Source organism: Pseudoxanthomonas sp. Soil82, from assembly GCF_040446535.1.
Classification (GTDB): domain Bacteria; phylum Pseudomonadota; class Gammaproteobacteria; order Xanthomonadales; family Xanthomonadaceae; genus Pseudoxanthomonas; species Pseudoxanthomonas kaohsiungensis.
The window spans coordinates 192,068-208,951 of the sequence record NZ_JBEAAK010000003.1; the positions used below are offsets into that span (position 1 = coordinate 192,068).

A 16,884-nucleotide genomic window follows, 5' to 3' on the forward strand; every position below is an offset into this window, starting at 1 on the left:
TCATGAAGATCAAACGATTCGTCGCCGCCGACATGCGCACCGCGCTGCGCATGGTCCGCGCCGAGCACGGCCCGGACGCGGTGATCCTCTCCAACCGCCGCACCGAAGAGGGCGTGGAGATCGTGGCGGCCAGCAACTACGACGAGAACGCGGTGCAGAAGGCACTGGTCGATGCGCAGCGCAGCGCCGAGGCCGAGGCCGCCGCCCGCGCCGCCGCGCGGCCGAATCCCTTCCTCGACAACCTGCCGCCGGCACCGGCGGTGCCGCAGCCGGCGCCCGCGCCGCGCATGACCCCGGATTTCGCCGCGGCCATGGCGGCCGCGCTGGCCACGCCGGCCGCGGCGCCGGTCGCCGCGCAGGCGTCGGCGCCGGAACCGGCACAGCCGACGATGGCGGTGGCGGCGCGTGCGGCCGACGCCGGTGAACCCGCACCGGCCACGGCGCCGGCCAGATCCGAACCGGCCCACCTGTCCGCGGTGCCCGCGTCCCCGGCGCCGGCCAACGACGAACAGCTCGTGGCCATGCGCGAGGAGCTGGCGCAGATGCGGCAGATGATCGAGCGCGAAATGCACCGCCTCACCGACGAACGCCTGCGCGGCTCGGCGGTACGCCTGCAGGCGATGGAGCTGATGGAGGACTACGGCTTCGACGCCGGCATCACCCGCGACACCGTGCTGCAGCTGCCGGCCGACACGCCCCCGCATCGCGGCCGCGGCCTGATGCTGGGCCTGATCTCGCGGCGGCTGCCGGTGTGCCCGGCCGACCCGCTGGAGCAGGGCGGCGTGATCGCCCTGGTCGGTCCGACCGGCGCCGGCAAGACCACCACCATCGCCAAGCTGGCCGCCCGCTACGCCGCCGAGCACGGCGCGCGCAACGTCGCCCTGGTGACCACCGACACCGCCCGCATCGGCGGTCGCGAACAGCTCTACAGCTACGGCCGCCAGCTGGGCGTGGCGGTGCACGAAGCCGATAGCGACGCGGCCCTGATCGGCCTGCTGCAGCGCCTCCAGGACTACCGGCTGGTGCTGGTGGATACCGCCGGCCTGGGCCAGCGCGACCGCGCCCTGGCCAACCAGCTCCACTGGCTGCGCGCCGCGCGCGAGGTCCGCACCCTGCTGGTGCTGCCGGCCAACTCGCACTACGCCGACCTGGACGAGGTCGTGCGCCGCTTCGGCCCGGCCAAGCCGCAGGGCGTGGTCCTGACCAAGCTGGACGAGACCGGCCGCCTGGGCAGCGCCCTGTCGGTGGTGGTCGACCACCAGCTGCCGCTGACCTGGGTGACCGACGGCCAGCGCGTTCCCGACGACCTCCACCGCGCCAATGCCGCCAGCCTGGTCCTTCGCCTTGAAGATCTGCGCCGCGCGGCCGATAAGCCGAACATCCCGGAGCACGACCATGCCGCCGCGTGAGTACCCGCCCTTGAGCCTGAACACCGCCAACCCGAGCCTGGCCCCCGTCCGCAGCATCGCCGTCACCGGCGGCAAGGGTGGCGTGGGCAAGACCAACCTGTCGGTCAACCTGGCCGCCTCGCTGGCCGGCCTGGGCAAGCGCACGCTCCTGCTCGACGCCGACCTGGGCCTGGCCAACGTCGACGTGCTGCTGGGGCTGTCGCCGCAGAACACCCTGGCCGACCTGGTCTCCGGCCGCTGCGAGCTGGACGAGGTCATCCTCGAAGGCCCGAACGGCATGCTGGTGGTGCCCGCCGCCTCCGGCCGCCGGCACATGGCCGAACTGCAGCCGGCCCAGCACGTGGGCCTGGTCAACGTCTTCAACGAGCTGCAGCGCGACCTGGACATCCTCATCGTCGACACCGCCGCCGGCATCACCGACAGCGTGCTGACCTTCTGCCAGGCCGCGCAGGACGCGGTGGTGGTGGTCTGCGACGAGCCGGCCTCGATCACCGACGCCTACGCCCTGATCAAGGTCCTCTCGCGCGAGCGCGGCGTGGACCGGGTGCAGGTGGTGGCCAACATGGTGCGCAGCCCGGCCGAGGGCCGCGGCCTCTACGACAAGCTATCGCGCGTGTGCGAGCGCTTCCTCGGCGATGTCTCGCTCAACTTCCTCGGCGCGGTGCCGCAGTGCGACTGGCTGCGGATGGCGGTGCAGCGCCAGCAGGCCGTCGCCACCGCCTACCCGGCCAGCCCCTCGGCCCGCGCCATCGCCGAGATCGCCCGCCGCGCGGCGCGCTGGGAAGCCCCGGCCAGCCCGCGCGGCAACATCGAATTCTTCGTCGACCGCCTGCTCGCGCAGGGCGTGCGGCAGGGAGCGGCGGCATGAACGCCCTGGCCGAATACCGCGCGGTCCAGCGCAGCGTGGCCGACGACGCCGTCGCCCGCCATGCCGACCTGGTGCGCCGCATCGCCCACCACCTGGCGGCGCGCCTGCCGGCCAGCGTGGAGGTCGACGACCTGATCCAGGCCGGCATGATCGGCCTGATCGAGGCCTCGCGCAGCTACGACCCCGACCAGGGCGCCTCGTTCGAGACCTACGCCTCGATCCGCATCCGCGGTTCGATGATCGACGAGATCCGCCGCGGCGACTGGGTGCCGCGCTCGGTGCACCGCCGCGCCCGCGACGCCGCCGCCGCGGTGCGCCAGATCGAGCAGGCCACCGGCCGCGCCGCCAGCCCGCAGGAAGTGGCCGCGCACCTGGAGATGCCGCTGCCCGAGTACCTGCGCCTGCTCGAGGACGCCTCGCGCGGCCAGGTGCTGAGCCTGGACTCGCACGTGGAGGACCACGGCGAGGTGACCATCCACAGCGGCGGCATGACCCCGCAGCAGGTCCTGGAACGCAGCGACTTCGGCCGCGAGCTGGCCGCGGCCATCGGCCTGCTGCCCGAGCGCGAGCAGCTGGTGCTGTCGCTGTACTACGAGCAGGAGCTGAACCTCAAGGAGATCGGCGCGGTGCTCGGGGTCAGCGAGTCGCGCGTGTGCCAGATCCACGGCCAGGCCGTGCTGCGCCTGCGCGGCCGCCTGGGCCAGTACGAATCGCGCGACGCCGGGCTGGAAGACGAATAGCCGGCGCCTCCCACCCGCTACACCGCACCACCCTGAAACGGAGCAAGAAGTGAACAAGAACATGCGCATCCTGATCGTGGACGACTTCTCGACGATGCGTCGCATCGTCAAGAACCTGCTCAACGATCTGGGCTACACCAACACCGCCGAGGCCGACGACGGCCACACGGCCCTGGCCGCGTTGCGCTCGGCTCCGTTCGATTTCGTGGTCACCGACTGGAACATGCCCGGCATGACCGGCATCGACCTGCTGCGCTCGATCCGCGCAGACGAAAAGCTCAAGACCCTGCCGGTGCTGATGGTCACCGCCGAGGCCAAGCGCGAACAGATCATCGAGGCCGCGCAGAACGGCGTGAACGGCTACATCATCAAGCCGTTCACCGCGCAGACCCTGGAAGAGAAGCTGGGCAAGATCTTCGAACGCCTGGCGGCCACCGCATGAGCGCGGTGGCCGTGTCCCCCGAACGCGCCGCGCTGATCCAGCGCCTGCACGAGGCCCTGGATGCGCTCGAGCGCGGCGACGAGACCTCCATGCGCGCGGTGATCGACGCGCTCGCCTCCGCCCGCACCCGGCCGCTGGTGCAGGGCCTGGGCCGGCTGGCGCGCGAACTGAGCCAGGCCCTGGGCGAACTGCCGCGCACGCCCGAGGAGGACGGCCGCCCGGTCGAGCTCGACGATGCCTGCGCGCGCCTGGACCACGTGGTGGCGGTGACCGAACAGGCCACCCACCGCACCCTGGACCTGGCCGACCAGTGCCGCGACCTGCTCGAGAGCGTGCGCATCGAGGGCGTCTCCGCGCGCCAGGACGAAGTGCTGGACAGGATCCGCCACAACCTCACCGAGATCGGCCTGACCCAGAGCTACCAGGACCTCACCGGGCAGATCATCCGCCGGGTGGCCGGCATCGTGCGCAAGGTGCACGAGGGCTTCGGCGCGCTCGGGCTGCCGCCGCGAGAGGAAACCCCCGGCCCGGCGCTGGCCGGCCCCGCCGTGCACGGCCTGGACCGCCACGCGGTGACCCAGGTCGACGCCGACGCGCTGCTGGCCGACCTGGGCCTGTAACGAGACCCATGCCATGAGCGGAGTGACCGCGGAGATCGCGGCTGATTTCATCGTCGAGGCCCAGGAGATCCTGGACCGCCTCGGCGAGCAGCTGGTCGCGCTGGAACATGCGCCGGACGACCGCGACCAGCTCAACGCGGTGTTCCGCGGCTTCCACACCCTGAAGGGCGGCGCCGGCTTCCTCAGCATCACCCCGATGGTGGAACTGTGCCACGCCGCCGAGGAGACGCTCGGCAGCGTGCGCGCTGGCCAGGCCGCGCTCGAGGCGCAGCACTTCGACGCCGCGCAGCGATCGCTCGACTGGCTGCAGGCCATGCTCGATGCGGTCGGCGCCGGAACCGAACCGGCGCACGCGCCGGCCGAGCTGATCGCGCAGTTCAGCCTGGACCCGGTCGTCGCCGCGGCACCGGCCCCTGCCCCGTCCGCGACCTCCCCGGCGTCGCCGGAGATGATCGGCGACGACGAGTTCGAAGCCCTGCTCGACCAGTTGCATGGCGCCGCCGCACCCGGCAGCGCCCCGCCCCCGGCCAAGCCGGCGGCCGCCCGGCCGGCGCCGGACATGATCGACGACGACGAGTTCGAAGCACTGCTCGACCAGCTGCACGGCGGCGCCGCACCGGGCGCCTCCCCGGCGGCGCCGGCACCGGCCACGCACGTCGCGCCGGCGGTGCCCGCCTCGCCGCCGCGACCGGCCACGCCACCACCGCCGCGCACAACGGCACCGGTCGAGGCCGAGCAGACCGTGCGCGTGGACACGCGCCGGCTGGACGCGATCGTCAACCTGATCGGCGAGCTCGTGCTGGCGCGCAACCGGCTCAAGACCCTGCGCGTGCGCCTGAAGGACGAGGAACTCGACCGTGCGGTGGGCACCCTGGACGTGGCCACCGCGCGCCTGCAATCGGCGGTGATGCGCACGCGCATGCAGCCGGTCGGCAAGGTGTTCTCGCGCTTCCCCAAGGTGGCCCGCGACGTCGCCCGCTCGCTGCGCAAGGAAGTCGAGCTGGAGATGGTGGGCGCGGAGACCGAACTGGACCGCAACCTGGTCGAGGCGCTGGCCGATCCGCTGGTGCACCTGGTCCGCAACGGCATCGACCACGGGGTCGAATCGCCGGAACTGCGCGAGGCGGCCGGCAAGCCCCGGGTCGGCCGGCTGCGCCTGTCGGCGCAACAGGAAGGCGACTACGTCAGCATCGAGGTGCAGGACGACGGCGCCGGGATCGACCCGGAGCGGCTGCGCGCCAAGGCCCGCGAGAAGGGCCTGCTCGACCCGGAAGCCGCCGCCCGGCTCGGCCCGGACGAGTGCCTGCACCTGGTGTTCCTGCCCGGCTTCTCGACCAAGGCCGAGGTCACCGACATCTCCGGCCGCGGCGTGGGCATGGACGTGGTCCAGTCGCGCATCCGCGAGCTCGGCGGCCAGATCCAGATCCAGTCCGAACTCGGGCGCGGCACCCGCTTCATGATCCGCGTGCCGCTGACCCTGGCGATCCTGCCGACGCTGCTGGTCCAGGCCGGCGAGGACGTCTATGCGCTGCCGCTGGCGCGGGTGCAGGAGGTGCTGCACGCCACACCGAAGTCGCTGGGCTGGTTCGACGGGCGCCCGGTGCTGGATCGCCAGAGCCACACCCTGGCCCTGCTCGACCTGCGCCGCTGGCTGGGCATCGAGCCGCAGGACACCGCGCTGCTGACCGTGGTCGTGCTGCAGATGGGCGATTCACGCTTCGGCCTGATCGTCGACCAGGTCCGCGGCCGCGAGGAGGTGGTGATCAAGCCGCTGCCGCGCGCCCTGCGCGGCCTGCCCGGCTATGCCGGCGCCACCCTCATCGGCGATGGCCGCCTGGCCCTGATCCTCGACGTCGACGGACTGCGGGCCTCGGGCTGAGGAAGCCGGGCCCCGCGCCGGGGCCCGCTTTCCCGCCCGCCATCACTGCCGCTGCGTCGGCGACAGCGGGCGCGCCAGGCCCGTTTCCAGCGCGTGGTCGATCTGCTGGCGGGTCTCGCGCTCGGCACGCTGGCTGACCACTTCCATCTGCTTGCCCAGGCCTTCCATCTGCTTGCCCAGGGCCTCCATCGGCCGCGAGGCTTCCTCCATGCGCCGCGACAGGCCCTCCATCGGCTGCAGCTGCCGCTGGTGGCGTTCGGCCTCCGCCTCGATCCGCAGCGACTGCTCCTGCATCCGGCGCGACACGGCTTCCTGCTGCTCGGCCAGCGAACGCATCTGCTGCTCGAGCGCGGCGCGCTTGCGCTCGTCGGCGTCGATCATCGCGATGGACAGGCGCGCCTGGCGTTCGGCGATTTCGCCCTGCTGGCGCCCGAGCACCTCCATCTGCCGCGAGGCTGCCTCGATCGCGGCCGGTTCGGCGACGTCGGACAGGTTCTCCATTTCGCGGCCGATCGCCTCCATCTTGCGGCCGTGGCCGTCCATCTGGTCACCGAGCACGCGCATGCGCTCGCCCAGCGCATCGGCGCCGGCCCACGACTTGCGCACCTGCGCCAGCGTGGCCGGATCGGTCACCACGTAGGCCTTGCCGTCGCGGCGGAACCAGAGGAAGTCGCCCTTCATCGAGCGCCGCAGCGCTTCGATCTGCGGCATGTCATCGCTGGAGCCGGACATCAGGTAACCGTCGCTGCCGTTGCCCACCAGCGCGTACGACTCGCCGCCGTTCCCGTGCATGCGTACCTGCACCGCCGGCGGGGCCGGTGGGGCCGGCACGTTCGCCGGACGGGCCGGCGCCGGTGGCGCGGGAGGCGCCGGCACCGCCGTCGGCGTCGCCGGTGCGGGTGGCGCCGGCGGTGCCGGGACGTTCGCCGGCGATGGTGGCGCCGGCGGTGCCGCAGGCGCGGTGGCGACCGACGCGCTTGCCGTCGGCACCGCGGCCGGGGTCGCCCGGACGGCGGTGGTAGCGCGCGCGGCCGGCGTCGGTGATGCCTGCGCCACCGCGGCGACGACGCCGCCGCGCGGCACCGTCGCCGCCGCCGGCGCCGCGGTGCCGATCGCCACTGAAGGCGTGGAATTGAAGACATTCATTCCCGCCGGCGACGCCGAAGGGTCGCGGTGCGCGTGGGCGTAGAAGGCCAGCCCCGCGGCGGCCAGGCCCAGCAGCGGAAATACGATGCGCCCGCCGCTGGTGGCGTGTCCGGGACGTACGAGCTGTTCGATCCGTTTCATGAGCGGTCCTCCAGTGGGAGACAGGGCGGCGAGTGCCGGTTCGGGGGGGGCGCGCAGGCTCGCCTGGTGGTCGGCCAGCGCCGCCAGCGCCAGCGCGAGCCGTCGCGGGTCACCGGTGGCCTCGGCGGCTAGCCGGTCGGCCACGTGTTCGCGTTCGACGCGGATGCGGCGCGACAGCCACCAGGTGGCCGGGTGGTAGAACAGCAGCGCCTCGGCCACGCCCTGCAGCAGGTTGACCAGGTAGTCGTGGCGTCGCACGTGGGCCAGTTCGTGGGCCAGCAGGGCCTCGAGGTAATCGGCCGGCAAGCGCGTCAGCAACGAGGCCGGCAGCAGCACCACCGGCCGCCACCAGCCCACCACCACCGGCGAATCCAGCGCCGCCACCAGGCGCAGGGCCACCACGCGGCGCAGGCCGGAGCGTTCGCCCAGCGCATCCAGGCGCTGCTGCCAGCTGCGCTGGAGTTGCGGCGAGGCCAGCACCGGCAGGCGTCCGAGCCACCACACGCCCGCGGCAAGCCGCAGCGACAGCGTGCAGGCGCCGGCGGCCCAGAGCAGCACGACCGCCGGCAGGAAGGCCTCGACCCCGCGCACCGCTTCGCCGGCGTGGCGCAGCGGCGCGGCGATGGCTGCGATCGCGTTGCCTGGCGCGGGCGCCAGCGCCGCGGCGGCCGGCAGCACCGAGCCGGCAGCGACGTAAGCACGCGGCCATGCCCAGGCGATGTAGCCCAGCGGCGCCAGCACGCAGGCCAGCAGCGCCAGGCAGGCGACCGCGTAGCGCAGCTGCGGCCGCGCATCGCGCAACAACTGCAGCGCGATCGCCGCCAGCAGCGCGACCAGGGTGCCTTGCCAGAGGAAGTGCAGCAGCGCCCGGCCCAGCACCGGCACCAGGGTATCGGTCAGCTCATGCATGGTCCTTCCCCCCCTGGCCGGCGGAATCGTCCTGGCCCTGCTCGAGCAGGCGGCGGATCTCGGCGCGTTCGCGTTCGCTGACATGCCCGTCCAGCGCGGCCAGGACCAGGGCCTTGCCCGAGCCGGCGAACGCCTTCTGGATCAGCTCGCCCAGCAGGTTGGTCTGCAACGCGTCCTGCGCATGCGCGGCCGCATAGACGTGCGAGCGCTGGCTCTCGTCGCGCACCACCAGGCCCTTGCCGTGCATCACCTGCAGCAGGCGCAGGACCGTGGCCGGCTGCATGTCCGGCCGGTCGGCCTGCAGCGCCTGGTGGACTTCGCGCGCAGTGGACGGCCCCAGCCGCCAGATCGCCCGCAGCAGGTCGAGCTCGGCGGCGGTGGGCTTGGGTGGACGCGTGTTCGAACGGGACATCGGCGGGCTTCCACGATGGCGACGGCCGCATCGTGCACCCTCCAGACAAACTTGTCTAGACATTCTTGTCTAGATCAAAAGTCATGGTCCCGGAGCGATCGGCCTGGAACGCGATCCAGGCGCCTCAGTCCCGGGCGGCCGCCCCGTCGCGCATCCGCGCCACCGCTTCGACGCTCGCCTGCGCGAGCAGGCCAGCCAGGGATCCGCGTTCGTGCGGCACCCCGCTGGCCTGTCCCGCCAGCGCGGCCAGCAGCGCGGGCGCCAGTTGCCATTCCTGCGCCACCAGGCGGCCGATCCGCGGTGACCAGTGCTGCAGGAGGCTGGCGATCGCAACCGCGGGTGGCGCTGGCTGGCCCGCACGCATGCATTCGTCGCGCAGGGCCTGCACGACCACGATCGCGCCCAATCCCTGCAGCAGGACCGGCAGCTGGGCGGCGAAGGCGTCGACGCCTTCCCGACGCGCCGCCTCCACCACCCATGCGGACGCATGCTGGGTGTGTTCCCAGAGCCGGGCGGGCAGCTCGCCCAGCACCCCGCCCTCGGTGCGCATCACCGGCTGCATCAGCGCCACCGCCAGCATCCGTCGCACGCCCTCGGTCCCGAGCAGGGCCACGGCCCGCTCCAGGCCTTCCACGGGCGTGGACTGGAGCCGGTACATGGGACTGTTGGCCAGCTTCAGCAGGTTCGCCGCCAGCGCCGGATCGCGCGCGATCAACACGGCGATGTCGCGCGCCGAGGAAGCGTCGTCGTTGAGCATGCCCAGCAACTGCGGAAGCAGCTGCGGTCGCCGCGGCAGCCGTTGCGGTTCGGAGGCGAAGCGCGACAGGACCTGCGCGGCACCCGCGCAGGCGCCCGCATCGGCGGTGGCGGCGTCCCCGCCGATGCCCGCCAGCTCGACCAGGGCCAGGGCCCATCCGCCATCACTTGCGAATGCTTCGGCGCCGGCCTGGGCAGCCGATTCGACGCGCGGCGCCATCGTCGCCGGTGCGGCGCCGGTGCGGCGGGAACGCCACCACCAGCCCCCCGCCGCGAGCGCGATTACCGGCAACCCGATCCAGGCCAATGTCGACATCCGTCCCCTGCACTCACTGCGTGACCCTGCGCCAGGCGCGATGGTAGCAACCGCCGTGCCGGCACACGGCCGCGCCGGCGCGCGCGACGGTCAGCCGTGGGCGAGCGCGTAGTCGATGGCCGCGCGCACGGCGGCCACCTGCGCGGCATTGCACTGTTCCGGGGTGGCCTGCGGGCTGTCCGGATAGACCTCGGTCGTGGTCGTGTAACGCGCATCGGTGGCGCCGGCGCACAGGCCCAGCGACTTGACCGGGTAGTTGATCACCCCGTGAGCCACCACCGGCGAGCCGATCATCTTCCCGTCGGCGTCGGCCGGCGCGATATGCGTGACCCGCTCGACCGCGGCGATGACCGCCTGCTGGAACGCCGGCTGCGGATTCTCCGAATCGCCGACCAGGTAGAACCCGTCGGGAACGCCTTCCGGCTGGAATGGCTTGCCATCGCGCGCGGCCAGGGCCGGGCGGAACTCGCTCTCGTCGGTATCGGTGGTCTCGTGCAGGTCGATGTGCACCAGGAAGCGGCCCTGCATTGGCGCCAGCAGCCGCATCAGCGCGATCGACTCCAGCGCCTTGCCGTGCGCGCTGAAGGACCGGTTCGGATCGACCGCGGCGGGATTCCAGCGCTGGACGTGCTCGTAGCCCCACGGGCTCACGCAGGGCACCACCAGCACGTTGATGCGGCCCTCGTAGGCGCTGCCGTGCCCGGCGGCGAAACGCAGCGCGCCGTGCACGCCGCTGGTCTCGTAGCCATGCACGCCCCCGGTCACCAGGGCGATCGGCCGGTCATGGCTCCAGTCGGCGCTGTGCAGGGCGACCAGGGGATAGAAATCCGGGGCATAGTCCAGCTCGCCATAGGGCTGCACGTCCCAGTGCGCATGCAGGTGCGCGACCGCTTCGAGCACGTCGCTGGCATAACTGCGCTGGCGACGCTGGCGCGAGCGCCACAGGCTGCGCTCCGCCTCCCCCCAAGGCTGGCCGGGGGTTCCGATCGGATGGGCGTGTCGTGGCGTCATGGAAGCACCGGGCCGGGAAACGGGCGACCACTCTAGCAGCGGCCCGCCGTCGGCCGGACGGGGCGGCCCGCATTCGGGCCCGCTTCACGCCGATGGAGTAGGATCGGAGACAAGGCTCGTCGAGGCGCCCGCCGCTCCGGCCCACCGGATCGCCGCCCGCCATCCCTGCCCTGATCGCGCGGAACCTCCGCACGTCCCCGCCGCCGCCACCTCCCACGGAATACCGCGGGGGTGCTGGCCTTCCCGACGAACCTCCCGCACTGGAGACCCGCCCTGCATGGCCACCCGCAAACCCCCAAGCCCACCCTCTGCCGACCGCAGGCCCGCCGGTGACAGCGGCAAGAGCGGCGGCTCGCTGACCAGCGAGCGCATTTCCGGCGACCTGGAAGCGTTCCGCAAGGCCGGCGGCCGGATCGAAGTGCTGGGCAACACGCGCGTGCTCACCCGCATCGAGGAGGCCGCGAAGGAAGACGGGAAGAAGCCCGGCAAGTAGGCGGCCGCAACCGGAACCGGCGGCGCGACCCCGGCAACGGCGTTCGCGGCGCATCCGCCCCACCCCGCCAGCCCGGCGTGCGCCGCGCGCACGATCCCGCGTGGATCCCGGGCTCAGGGCGCCGGTGGCGCCACCGCCGGCTTCACCAGCTGCTTGTGCAGCTCCGGCAGCAGCATGTTCGCCGCGCTGCCGTACCAGCGGTGGTATTCGGCCACCATCTCGCCATTGGCGATGACCGGGTCGGTCGCGGTGAGCGCACGCGCCTGCTCGATATCCTCGACCGCGAACACGAACAGCCCGCGCCAGCCGTCCGGGTCCTTCATGAAGGGACCGGCAAGCGCCAGCTTGCCCTCGCCCGCCAGGCGCTCCATGCTGGCGAAATGCCCGGCGAACATCGCATTGCGCGCCTCGCCGTCGGGCATCCGCTTGGGCCCGGTCTTGAGGATCACCAGGACGTACGGCCGCATCCCGTACTCGTCGGCACCCACGCGCCGGGCCAGGGCCTCGTCGTAGGCCGGCGCAACGGGTCCGGCTGCGAACACCGGCGGTGCCGCCAGCAGGGCCAGCAGCAAAGGAACGGTTGGCCATCTCATGCGCGGGGCTCCAGGCTGGCGTGGCACGCCGCAACGGCGGCGATGGCCGGGATCGTAGTCCCCGCCCGCGCCGGCCGCCAGCCTCCCCACGGGCCGCATCGAACGGCCCAGGAAATGCCGCATGGCTCAGCCGGCCCGGTCGACCGGCGACGCCAGCATGGCCTCGAGATCGGCGTCCTTCTGCTCCCAGAGCCCGTTCATCCATTGCTGGAAACGCGCGCGGAAGGCACGGTCGTCCTGGTAGTTGCCGCCGGCCAGGTCGGCGGGGATCGGCCGCTGGCGCACGCGGATGCTGACCCGCGGCACGCGGTCGGCCATCAGGTCGATCATCGACGGCCGGCCCGCCGGGTAGGCGATGGTCACGTCCAGGATCGCATGCAGCCCCTCGCCCATCGCGTCGAGCACGAAGGCCACGCCGCCGGACTTGGGCTTGAGCAGGTGCCGGTACGGCGACGCCTGGCCTGCGTGCTTGGCCGGTGTGAAGCGGGTGCCCTCGACGAAGTTCATCACCGCCACCGGGATGTCGCGGAACTTGGCGCAGGCACGGCGCGTGGCCTCGATGTCGCGGCGGCCGAGTTCCGGGTTGCGCGCGATCTGGCGGCGGTTGTAGCGGCCCATGAACGGGAAATCCAGCGCCCACCACGCCAGCCCCAGCACCGGCACCCAGAACAGCGAACGCTTGAGGAAGAAGCGAAGCAGCGGGATGCGCCGGTTGAACACCTTCTGCAATACCAGGATGTCGACCCAGCTCTGGTGGTTGGCCAGCACCAGGTAATGGCCGTCGCGCTGCAGGTCGCTGGCGCCGTCGACGTCGAACCGCGCCGAGGTGAAGAGGTCGATCATCGCGCTGTTGACCGCGATCCAGTTCTCGGCCAGGCCGGTCAGCAACGGGTTGCAGGCCCGCCGCACGGCGGCCAGCGGCAGCGCCGCCTTGAACAGGCCTACCAGCAACAGCGGCAAGGCGTGGACCAGGGTATTGGCCACGACCAGCAACAGGATCGACGCAAGACGCAACCCGATCAGTAGGGACACCAGCGGTTTTCCGGGCGATGCAGGGCTGCGAAGGGTATCAAACACCCGCCTGACGCCAGTAGCGGCGCATACGCCGTAACGGAAACAGTCGCTACCTGCTGACCGGTGCAGCGTCGCAGCGATGCGACGTGGCGCCGCGGCGCCCACCGCCCCCGCGTTAACCGTCGATCCGCATCGGCGGCTGCCGCTGCCGGTTTACCAGCGGCATGGGGCTGGCGCAGCGTGAGTACGGGCCGGGCCGAGGCACTGGCCGATGTGGCCCACCCGCGGCAGCTGGACCCCTGTGGCCCGGCAGCTACAGCGTGCGGATCGTCTCGCCGCCATGGGCCGCCAGGACCTCCTGCGCACGATCGCGCTCGCTGTCGTTGAACGCATGCACCACGATCGCGCATCGTCCTTCGTCCAGGGCGGTGCGCACCTTGGCCACGTAGGGGGCGTGGTCCGGACGCAGGGAGACCAGGCCGCCGGCCATCAGGCCGAACACGCCCCCGTAGCCGATGATCAGCGCCGCCGCCAGCCGTGGCGACAGCACCACCGGCTCCAGGCCGGCCAGGTAAAGGCAGGCAAACAGCAGCGCGCCCAAGCCCAGGCCGGCGAGCCCGAGGCGGTAGTGGGCGACCAGGATCGTGCGGAAGATGCCGCGGCCTTCGGGCTCCAGCTTGCGGCCGGGACGCGCGTCGTGCGGCGTTACCACCTGGACCTGCGCCGGTTGCATGTGCAGCATGTGCTGGACCTGGCGGGCGATGGCACGCGCTTCGGACTCGTCGTCGAATACGGCGGCGACCTTGCTGTCGGACATCTCGCCGGTCACGGAAGAAAGGAGGTTCATGGCCTTCTGCCGGCAGTGGGGGTGCGCGCAGGCTGGCATGCGTGCGGTCGCCGAGGCGTGAGCCGGAATCGCCTGTATCGGGCAGCGGTTCAGGCTTGCGGCCGCCTCCTCCGCGCGGATCCAGCGGCCTTAACCGTTCCCATGCATTTTCCTCACGATCGGCCACGCACAGTCCGGCTGTCGCCGCCGCTTCCGTTCGCTTTACCCTGTCGTCGCGCGCATCACCCCGGAGCCCGCATGCCCTCCCCGACCCTCGACCTGATCCGTGAGGCCGCCGCCGGTTCGTCGGAGGGCCGCCTGCAGTTCAGCCAGGTGGTCGGCCTGATGGTGGTCGCGGGGGTGGAGTCCTACACCGTCGATTACCGCAGCGGCCGCACCACCTACTATCCGCGCGACGGCGCACCGCTGGACCTGGCACTGGACACGCCGGAGATGCCGATCCCGGCGATGCTGGACATCGCCGCCCTGCGCGCGGCGATCGCCGGGTCCCAGCGCGGCGTGGTGATGTATCCGCAGTTCAAGCGGCTGTCGATGGCGGCCGGATGCATCGGCTACACGGTGTGGATCGACGGGCGCCACGTCAGCTATTACGGCCGCCGCGGCGAGGTCCACGTCGAGAAGTTCCCGGACTGACAGCCAGGCACGCGCGGCGTCGCGCGTCCGCCGCGCGGCCTCGCTTCACCCTGGCCCCACACACGCGCCGCATGCCGCGCGTAGCTTCCCGGTCCCGCCCCGCCGGAACGACCATGGAAGCCTTTCCCCCGCGCGCCACCCGCTCCGCCCCCGACCTGGTGGTGGTCGGCGCCAGTTTCGCCGGCGCCGCCTGCGCCATCGCCGCGGCCCAGCGCGGCCTGCACGTGGTCGTGCTCGAGCGCAAGCGCGATCCGGGCGCGAAGCTGCGCACCACCGGCATCATCGTCAAGGAGGCCGCCGAGGCGACGCTGCTCGGCCAGCTGCCGGCCGCCCTGGTGCGGCGCGTGGAACAGGTGCGCCTGTACGCGCCGAGCCTGGAGCAGGTCGCGCTGGCCGCGCCCGGCTACTACTTCCACACCACCGACACGCCCGCCGCCATGCGCTGGCTGGCCGGGCGGATGCGGGAGAACGGGGTCGACCTGCGCCTAGGCCAGGCGTTCACCGGCTGCATCCGGGCGGGTGATGGATGGCAGGTGGAAGGCGTCGGCCCCACCCGCTATCTGGTCGGCGCCGACGGGGCGCGTTCGCGCGTGGCGCGGCACTGCGGCCTGGGCCAGGTGCGCCAGTTCCTCTATGGCATCGAGTACGAATTCCCCGGCTCGCTGCTTGCCGATCCCGGCGCACTGCACTGCTTCATCAGCAAGCGCTACGCACCCGGCTACATCGGCTGGATCGCCCAGAGCCCGACCGGCATCCAGGCCGGCCTGGCGCTGCGCCACGACCCGGCCCATGCACGCCTGCCCGACATCGACGGCTTCCTGCTGCGCGTCGGGGTCGCCGCCGGCCTGCCACGCCAGCTCAGCCCCGGCAGCACGCGGGCCGGACTGATTCCGTGCAGCGGGCCGGTGTTCGACCTCGCGCGCGACCGCGCGATCCTGGTCGGCGACGCGGCCGGCGTGGTATCGCCGGTAACCGCGGGCGGCATCCATTCGGCCTGGACCCACGGCTGGACGGTCGGCGAGGCCATCGCCCGCCGCCTGCGCGACGGCGGTCCGCCTGCCGAAAGGGTCGCCATCGACGCCGCGCCCAGGTTCCGCCTCAAGCGCGCCCTGCGCTGGGCCTACGACCACCTGCAGTTCGACTGGCCCTTCGACCTGCTGCTGCACTCGCCGCCGCTGCGCTGGGCCGCCAGCCAGGTGTATTTCCACCGGCGCGGCGGCTGAGATCGCGCCGGCCTGCACGACCGGTGCACAAGCGGTGCCGGTCAGCCCGCCGGCGCCGCCAGCGTGGTCGCGATCCAGTCGTCCACCGTCGCTTCCAGCACCGCCAGCGGGATGGCGCCGTTGCCCAGCACCAGGTCGTGGAAGGCGCGGATGTCGAAGCGGTCGCCCAGCTGCGCGCGTGCGCGCTCGCGCAGTTCGACCATCTTCAGGTGGCCGACCTTGTACGAGCACATCACGTCGCGGATCGGGAGATGGACAGGCGCGGGCGGCGGGCGCCGCTACGGCCGCTCGGGCGAACGCAGGCATGGCGGCCCGGCTGCGCGGTGTCCCTAGCCCGTGAACACCGGCTCGAGCATCCGCAACGTCCCCGCGTCCGCATCCAGTTCCACCACGCCACCGACCGGCAGGATGAACTGCTCGCGGATGTGGCCGATCATGGCGCCGCGGTAGGCGGGGATGCGCAACGGCCGGATGTAGTCGTCGAGGATCTGCTCCAGGGTCAGCGAGCCGTATCCGTCGCCGGGGTCGCAGTCGGTGCACTGGCCGAAGACGAAGCCGGCGATCCGGTCCAGCGCGCCCATCAGCTTGAGCGTGCTGAACATGCGGTCGATCCGGTACGGCGCTTCGGCCACGTCCTCCAGGAACAGGATCCGCCCGTCGAACGCCGGCAGGTAGGAGGAGCCGGCCAGCGCCACCAGCACCGACAGGTTGCCGCCGACCAGCTCGCCACGCGCCTTCCCGCCGCGGAGGGTGATCGTGCGGTTGCTGCGCTGGACCAGCTCGTCGCCGGGGTCGGCGGCGTTGCGGTATTCCATCAATTGCCGCTCGAGGAACAGGCGCCGGAACTGGTCGACGTTGAAGCGGTTCCAGCTGCCGGACCCGATCGGCCCGTGGAAGGTGACCAGGCCGGTCCTGGCCTGGATCGCGCAGTGCAGCGCGGTGATGTCCGAGTAGCCCAGCAGCACCTTGGGATCGCGCCGGATCGCGTCGTAGTCCAGCAGCGGCAGCAGCCGCGCCGCACCCGAGCCGCCACGCACGCACACGATCGCCCTGACCTGGCGGTCGGCGAACATCGCGTTGAGGTCGCCGGCCCGCTGCGCATCGGTGCCGGCCAGGTGGCCCCATCGCGCGCCGTAGTGCTCGCCGGTGCGCACCTTGAAGCCCAGCGCCTCCATCGCCTCGCGCGCCAGCTGCAGGCTGAAGCTGTCATCGGTGGCCGACGACGGGCTGACCAGGCCGACGGTGTCGCCGGGTTGCAGCGGCGGTGGTAGCAGGCGACCGCGCACGGCGGCGAACGCCGGGCTGCTGCCGGCCATCCATGGCAACAGCGACGCGCCCAGGGCGCCTCCCAGGAACTGCCGTCGATGCATGCGTGCCGATCCTCTCCGGTGGATGATCCGCCGAGGGTAGCAACCGGGGGGGATCCGCGCCC

Annotated in this window: 18 protein-coding genes; 9 read left to right on the top strand and 9 right to left on the bottom strand. The window is 72.4% G+C overall.

The annotated features are described in order from the left end of the window. Positions 1-2 precede the first annotated feature (2 nt). The 6 genes from flhF to ABKA19_RS09880 are packed head-to-tail and all read left to right on the top strand — an operon-like array spanning position 3 to position 5,958. Positions 3-1,409, top strand: coding sequence for a flagellar biosynthesis GTPase FlhF (gene flhF / locus ABKA19_RS09855; RefSeq protein ID WP_353688746.1), 1,407 nt, complete (start codon positions 3-5; stop codon positions 1,407-1,409). Next, the gene (locus ABKA19_RS09860) at positions 1,396-2,277 is read left to right on the top strand and encodes a P-loop NTPase (protein WP_202935564.1); all 882 of its coding nucleotides are present in this window, start codon (positions 1,396-1,398) and stop codon (positions 2,275-2,277) included. Before flhF ends, ABKA19_RS09860 begins: the two co-directional genes overlap by 14 nt. Beyond that, positions 2,274-3,017: an RNA polymerase sigma factor FliA gene (locus ABKA19_RS09865; RefSeq protein WP_353688747.1), complete on the top strand. Its 744-nt coding sequence runs from the start codon at positions 2,274-2,276 to the stop codon at positions 3,015-3,017. Before ABKA19_RS09860 ends, ABKA19_RS09865 begins: the two co-directional genes overlap by 4 nt. Before the next feature lie 49 nt (positions 3,018-3,066). Further along, the gene (cheY, locus tag ABKA19_RS09870; RefSeq protein WP_353688748.1) at positions 3,067-3,459 is read left to right on the top strand and encodes a chemotaxis response regulator CheY; all 393 of its coding nucleotides are present in this window, start codon (positions 3,067-3,069) and stop codon (positions 3,457-3,459) included. Next, on the top strand, positions 3,456-4,079 hold the full coding sequence (locus ABKA19_RS09875; protein ID WP_353688749.1) for a protein phosphatase CheZ: 624 nt from the start codon (positions 3,456-3,458) through the stop codon (positions 4,077-4,079). The genes cheY and ABKA19_RS09875 overlap by 4 nt, the downstream gene beginning before the upstream one ends. Positions 4,080-4,092: 13 nt before the next feature. Then, a complete protein-coding gene (locus ABKA19_RS09880; RefSeq protein WP_353688750.1) occupies positions 4,093-5,958 on the top strand; it encodes a chemotaxis protein CheA in 1,866 nt (621 codons plus the stop codon). Positions 5,959-6,000: 42 nt separating this feature from the next. Here the strand turns inward: ABKA19_RS09880 and ABKA19_RS09885 are convergent, their stop codons facing one another. The 4 genes from ABKA19_RS09885 to ABKA19_RS09900 all read right to left on the bottom strand — a co-directional run bounded on the left by ABKA19_RS09885 (position 6,001) and on the right by ABKA19_RS09900 (position 10,649). Continuing rightward, a complete protein-coding gene (locus ABKA19_RS09885) occupies positions 6,001-8,154 on the bottom strand; it encodes a M56 family metallopeptidase (RefSeq protein ID WP_353688751.1) in 2,154 nt (717 codons plus the stop codon). Next, positions 8,147-8,566 (bottom strand): BlaI/MecI/CopY family transcriptional regulator, encoded by a 420-nt coding sequence (locus ABKA19_RS09890; RefSeq protein ID WP_353688752.1) that lies wholly within the window; start codon positions 8,564-8,566, stop codon positions 8,147-8,149. The genes ABKA19_RS09885 and ABKA19_RS09890 overlap by 8 nt, the downstream gene beginning before the upstream one ends. A 124-nt stretch (positions 8,567-8,690) precedes the next feature. Next, positions 8,691-9,638: an HDOD domain-containing protein gene (locus ABKA19_RS09895; protein WP_353688753.1), complete on the bottom strand. Its 948-nt coding sequence runs from the start codon at positions 9,636-9,638 to the stop codon at positions 8,691-8,693. Positions 9,639-9,728: 90 nt separating this feature from the next. Further along, on the bottom strand, positions 9,729-10,649 hold the full coding sequence (locus tag ABKA19_RS09900) for a M14 family metallopeptidase (RefSeq protein WP_353688754.1): 921 nt from the start codon (positions 10,647-10,649) through the stop codon (positions 9,729-9,731). Between the two features lie 277 nt (positions 10,650-10,926). On the opposite strand from ABKA19_RS09900, the gene ABKA19_RS09905 reads away from it, so the two are divergent. Further along, complete coding sequence (locus ABKA19_RS09905; RefSeq protein ID WP_353688755.1) at positions 10,927-11,142, top strand: hypothetical protein; 216 nt, start codon at positions 10,927-10,929, stop codon at positions 11,140-11,142. Between the two features lie 113 nt (positions 11,143-11,255). On the opposite strand, the gene ABKA19_RS09910 is transcribed toward ABKA19_RS09905, so the two are convergent. The 3 genes from ABKA19_RS09910 to ABKA19_RS09920 form a co-directional block, all read right to left on the bottom strand. Further along, positions 11,256-11,735 (bottom strand): YciI family protein, encoded by a 480-nt coding sequence (locus ABKA19_RS09910; RefSeq protein ID WP_353688756.1) that lies wholly within the window; start codon positions 11,733-11,735, stop codon positions 11,256-11,258. A 126-nt stretch (positions 11,736-11,861) separates the two neighbouring features. Next, complete coding sequence (yihG, locus tag ABKA19_RS09915) at positions 11,862-12,767, bottom strand: 1-acylglycerol-3-phosphate O-acyltransferase, YihG family (protein WP_502945758.1); 906 nt, start codon at positions 12,765-12,767, stop codon at positions 11,862-11,864. A 295-nt stretch (positions 12,768-13,062) separates the two neighbouring features. Continuing rightward, positions 13,063-13,596 carry a hypothetical protein gene (locus ABKA19_RS09920; protein WP_353688757.1) on the bottom strand — a complete coding sequence of 178 codons (534 nt, stop codon included), beginning with the start codon at positions 13,594-13,596 and terminating at the stop codon, positions 13,063-13,065. A 237-nt stretch (positions 13,597-13,833) separates the two neighbouring features. Here ABKA19_RS09920 and ABKA19_RS09925 point away from each other — a divergent pair, with 237 nt between their 5' ends. After that, positions 13,834-14,229, top strand: a complete 396-nt coding sequence (locus tag ABKA19_RS09925) for a DUF1398 domain-containing protein (RefSeq protein WP_162375310.1) — start codon at positions 13,834-13,836, stop codon at positions 14,227-14,229. 113 nt (positions 14,230-14,342) lie between these two features. Further along, a complete protein-coding gene (locus ABKA19_RS09930; RefSeq protein ID WP_353688758.1) occupies positions 14,343-15,452 on the top strand; it encodes an NAD(P)/FAD-dependent oxidoreductase in 1,110 nt (369 codons plus the stop codon). A 41-nt stretch (positions 15,453-15,493) separates the two neighbouring features. Here ABKA19_RS09930 and ABKA19_RS09935 read toward each other — a convergent pair whose 3' ends face one another. Continuing rightward, complete coding sequence (locus ABKA19_RS09935) at positions 15,494-15,685, bottom strand: DUF885 family protein (RefSeq protein ID WP_353689002.1); 192 nt, start codon at positions 15,683-15,685, stop codon at positions 15,494-15,496. 96 nt (positions 15,686-15,781) lie between these two features. After that, on the bottom strand, positions 15,782-16,822 hold the full coding sequence (locus ABKA19_RS09940) for a S66 peptidase family protein (protein ID WP_353688759.1): 1,041 nt from the start codon (positions 16,820-16,822) through the stop codon (positions 15,782-15,784). Positions 16,823-16,884: the final 62 nt, after the last annotated feature.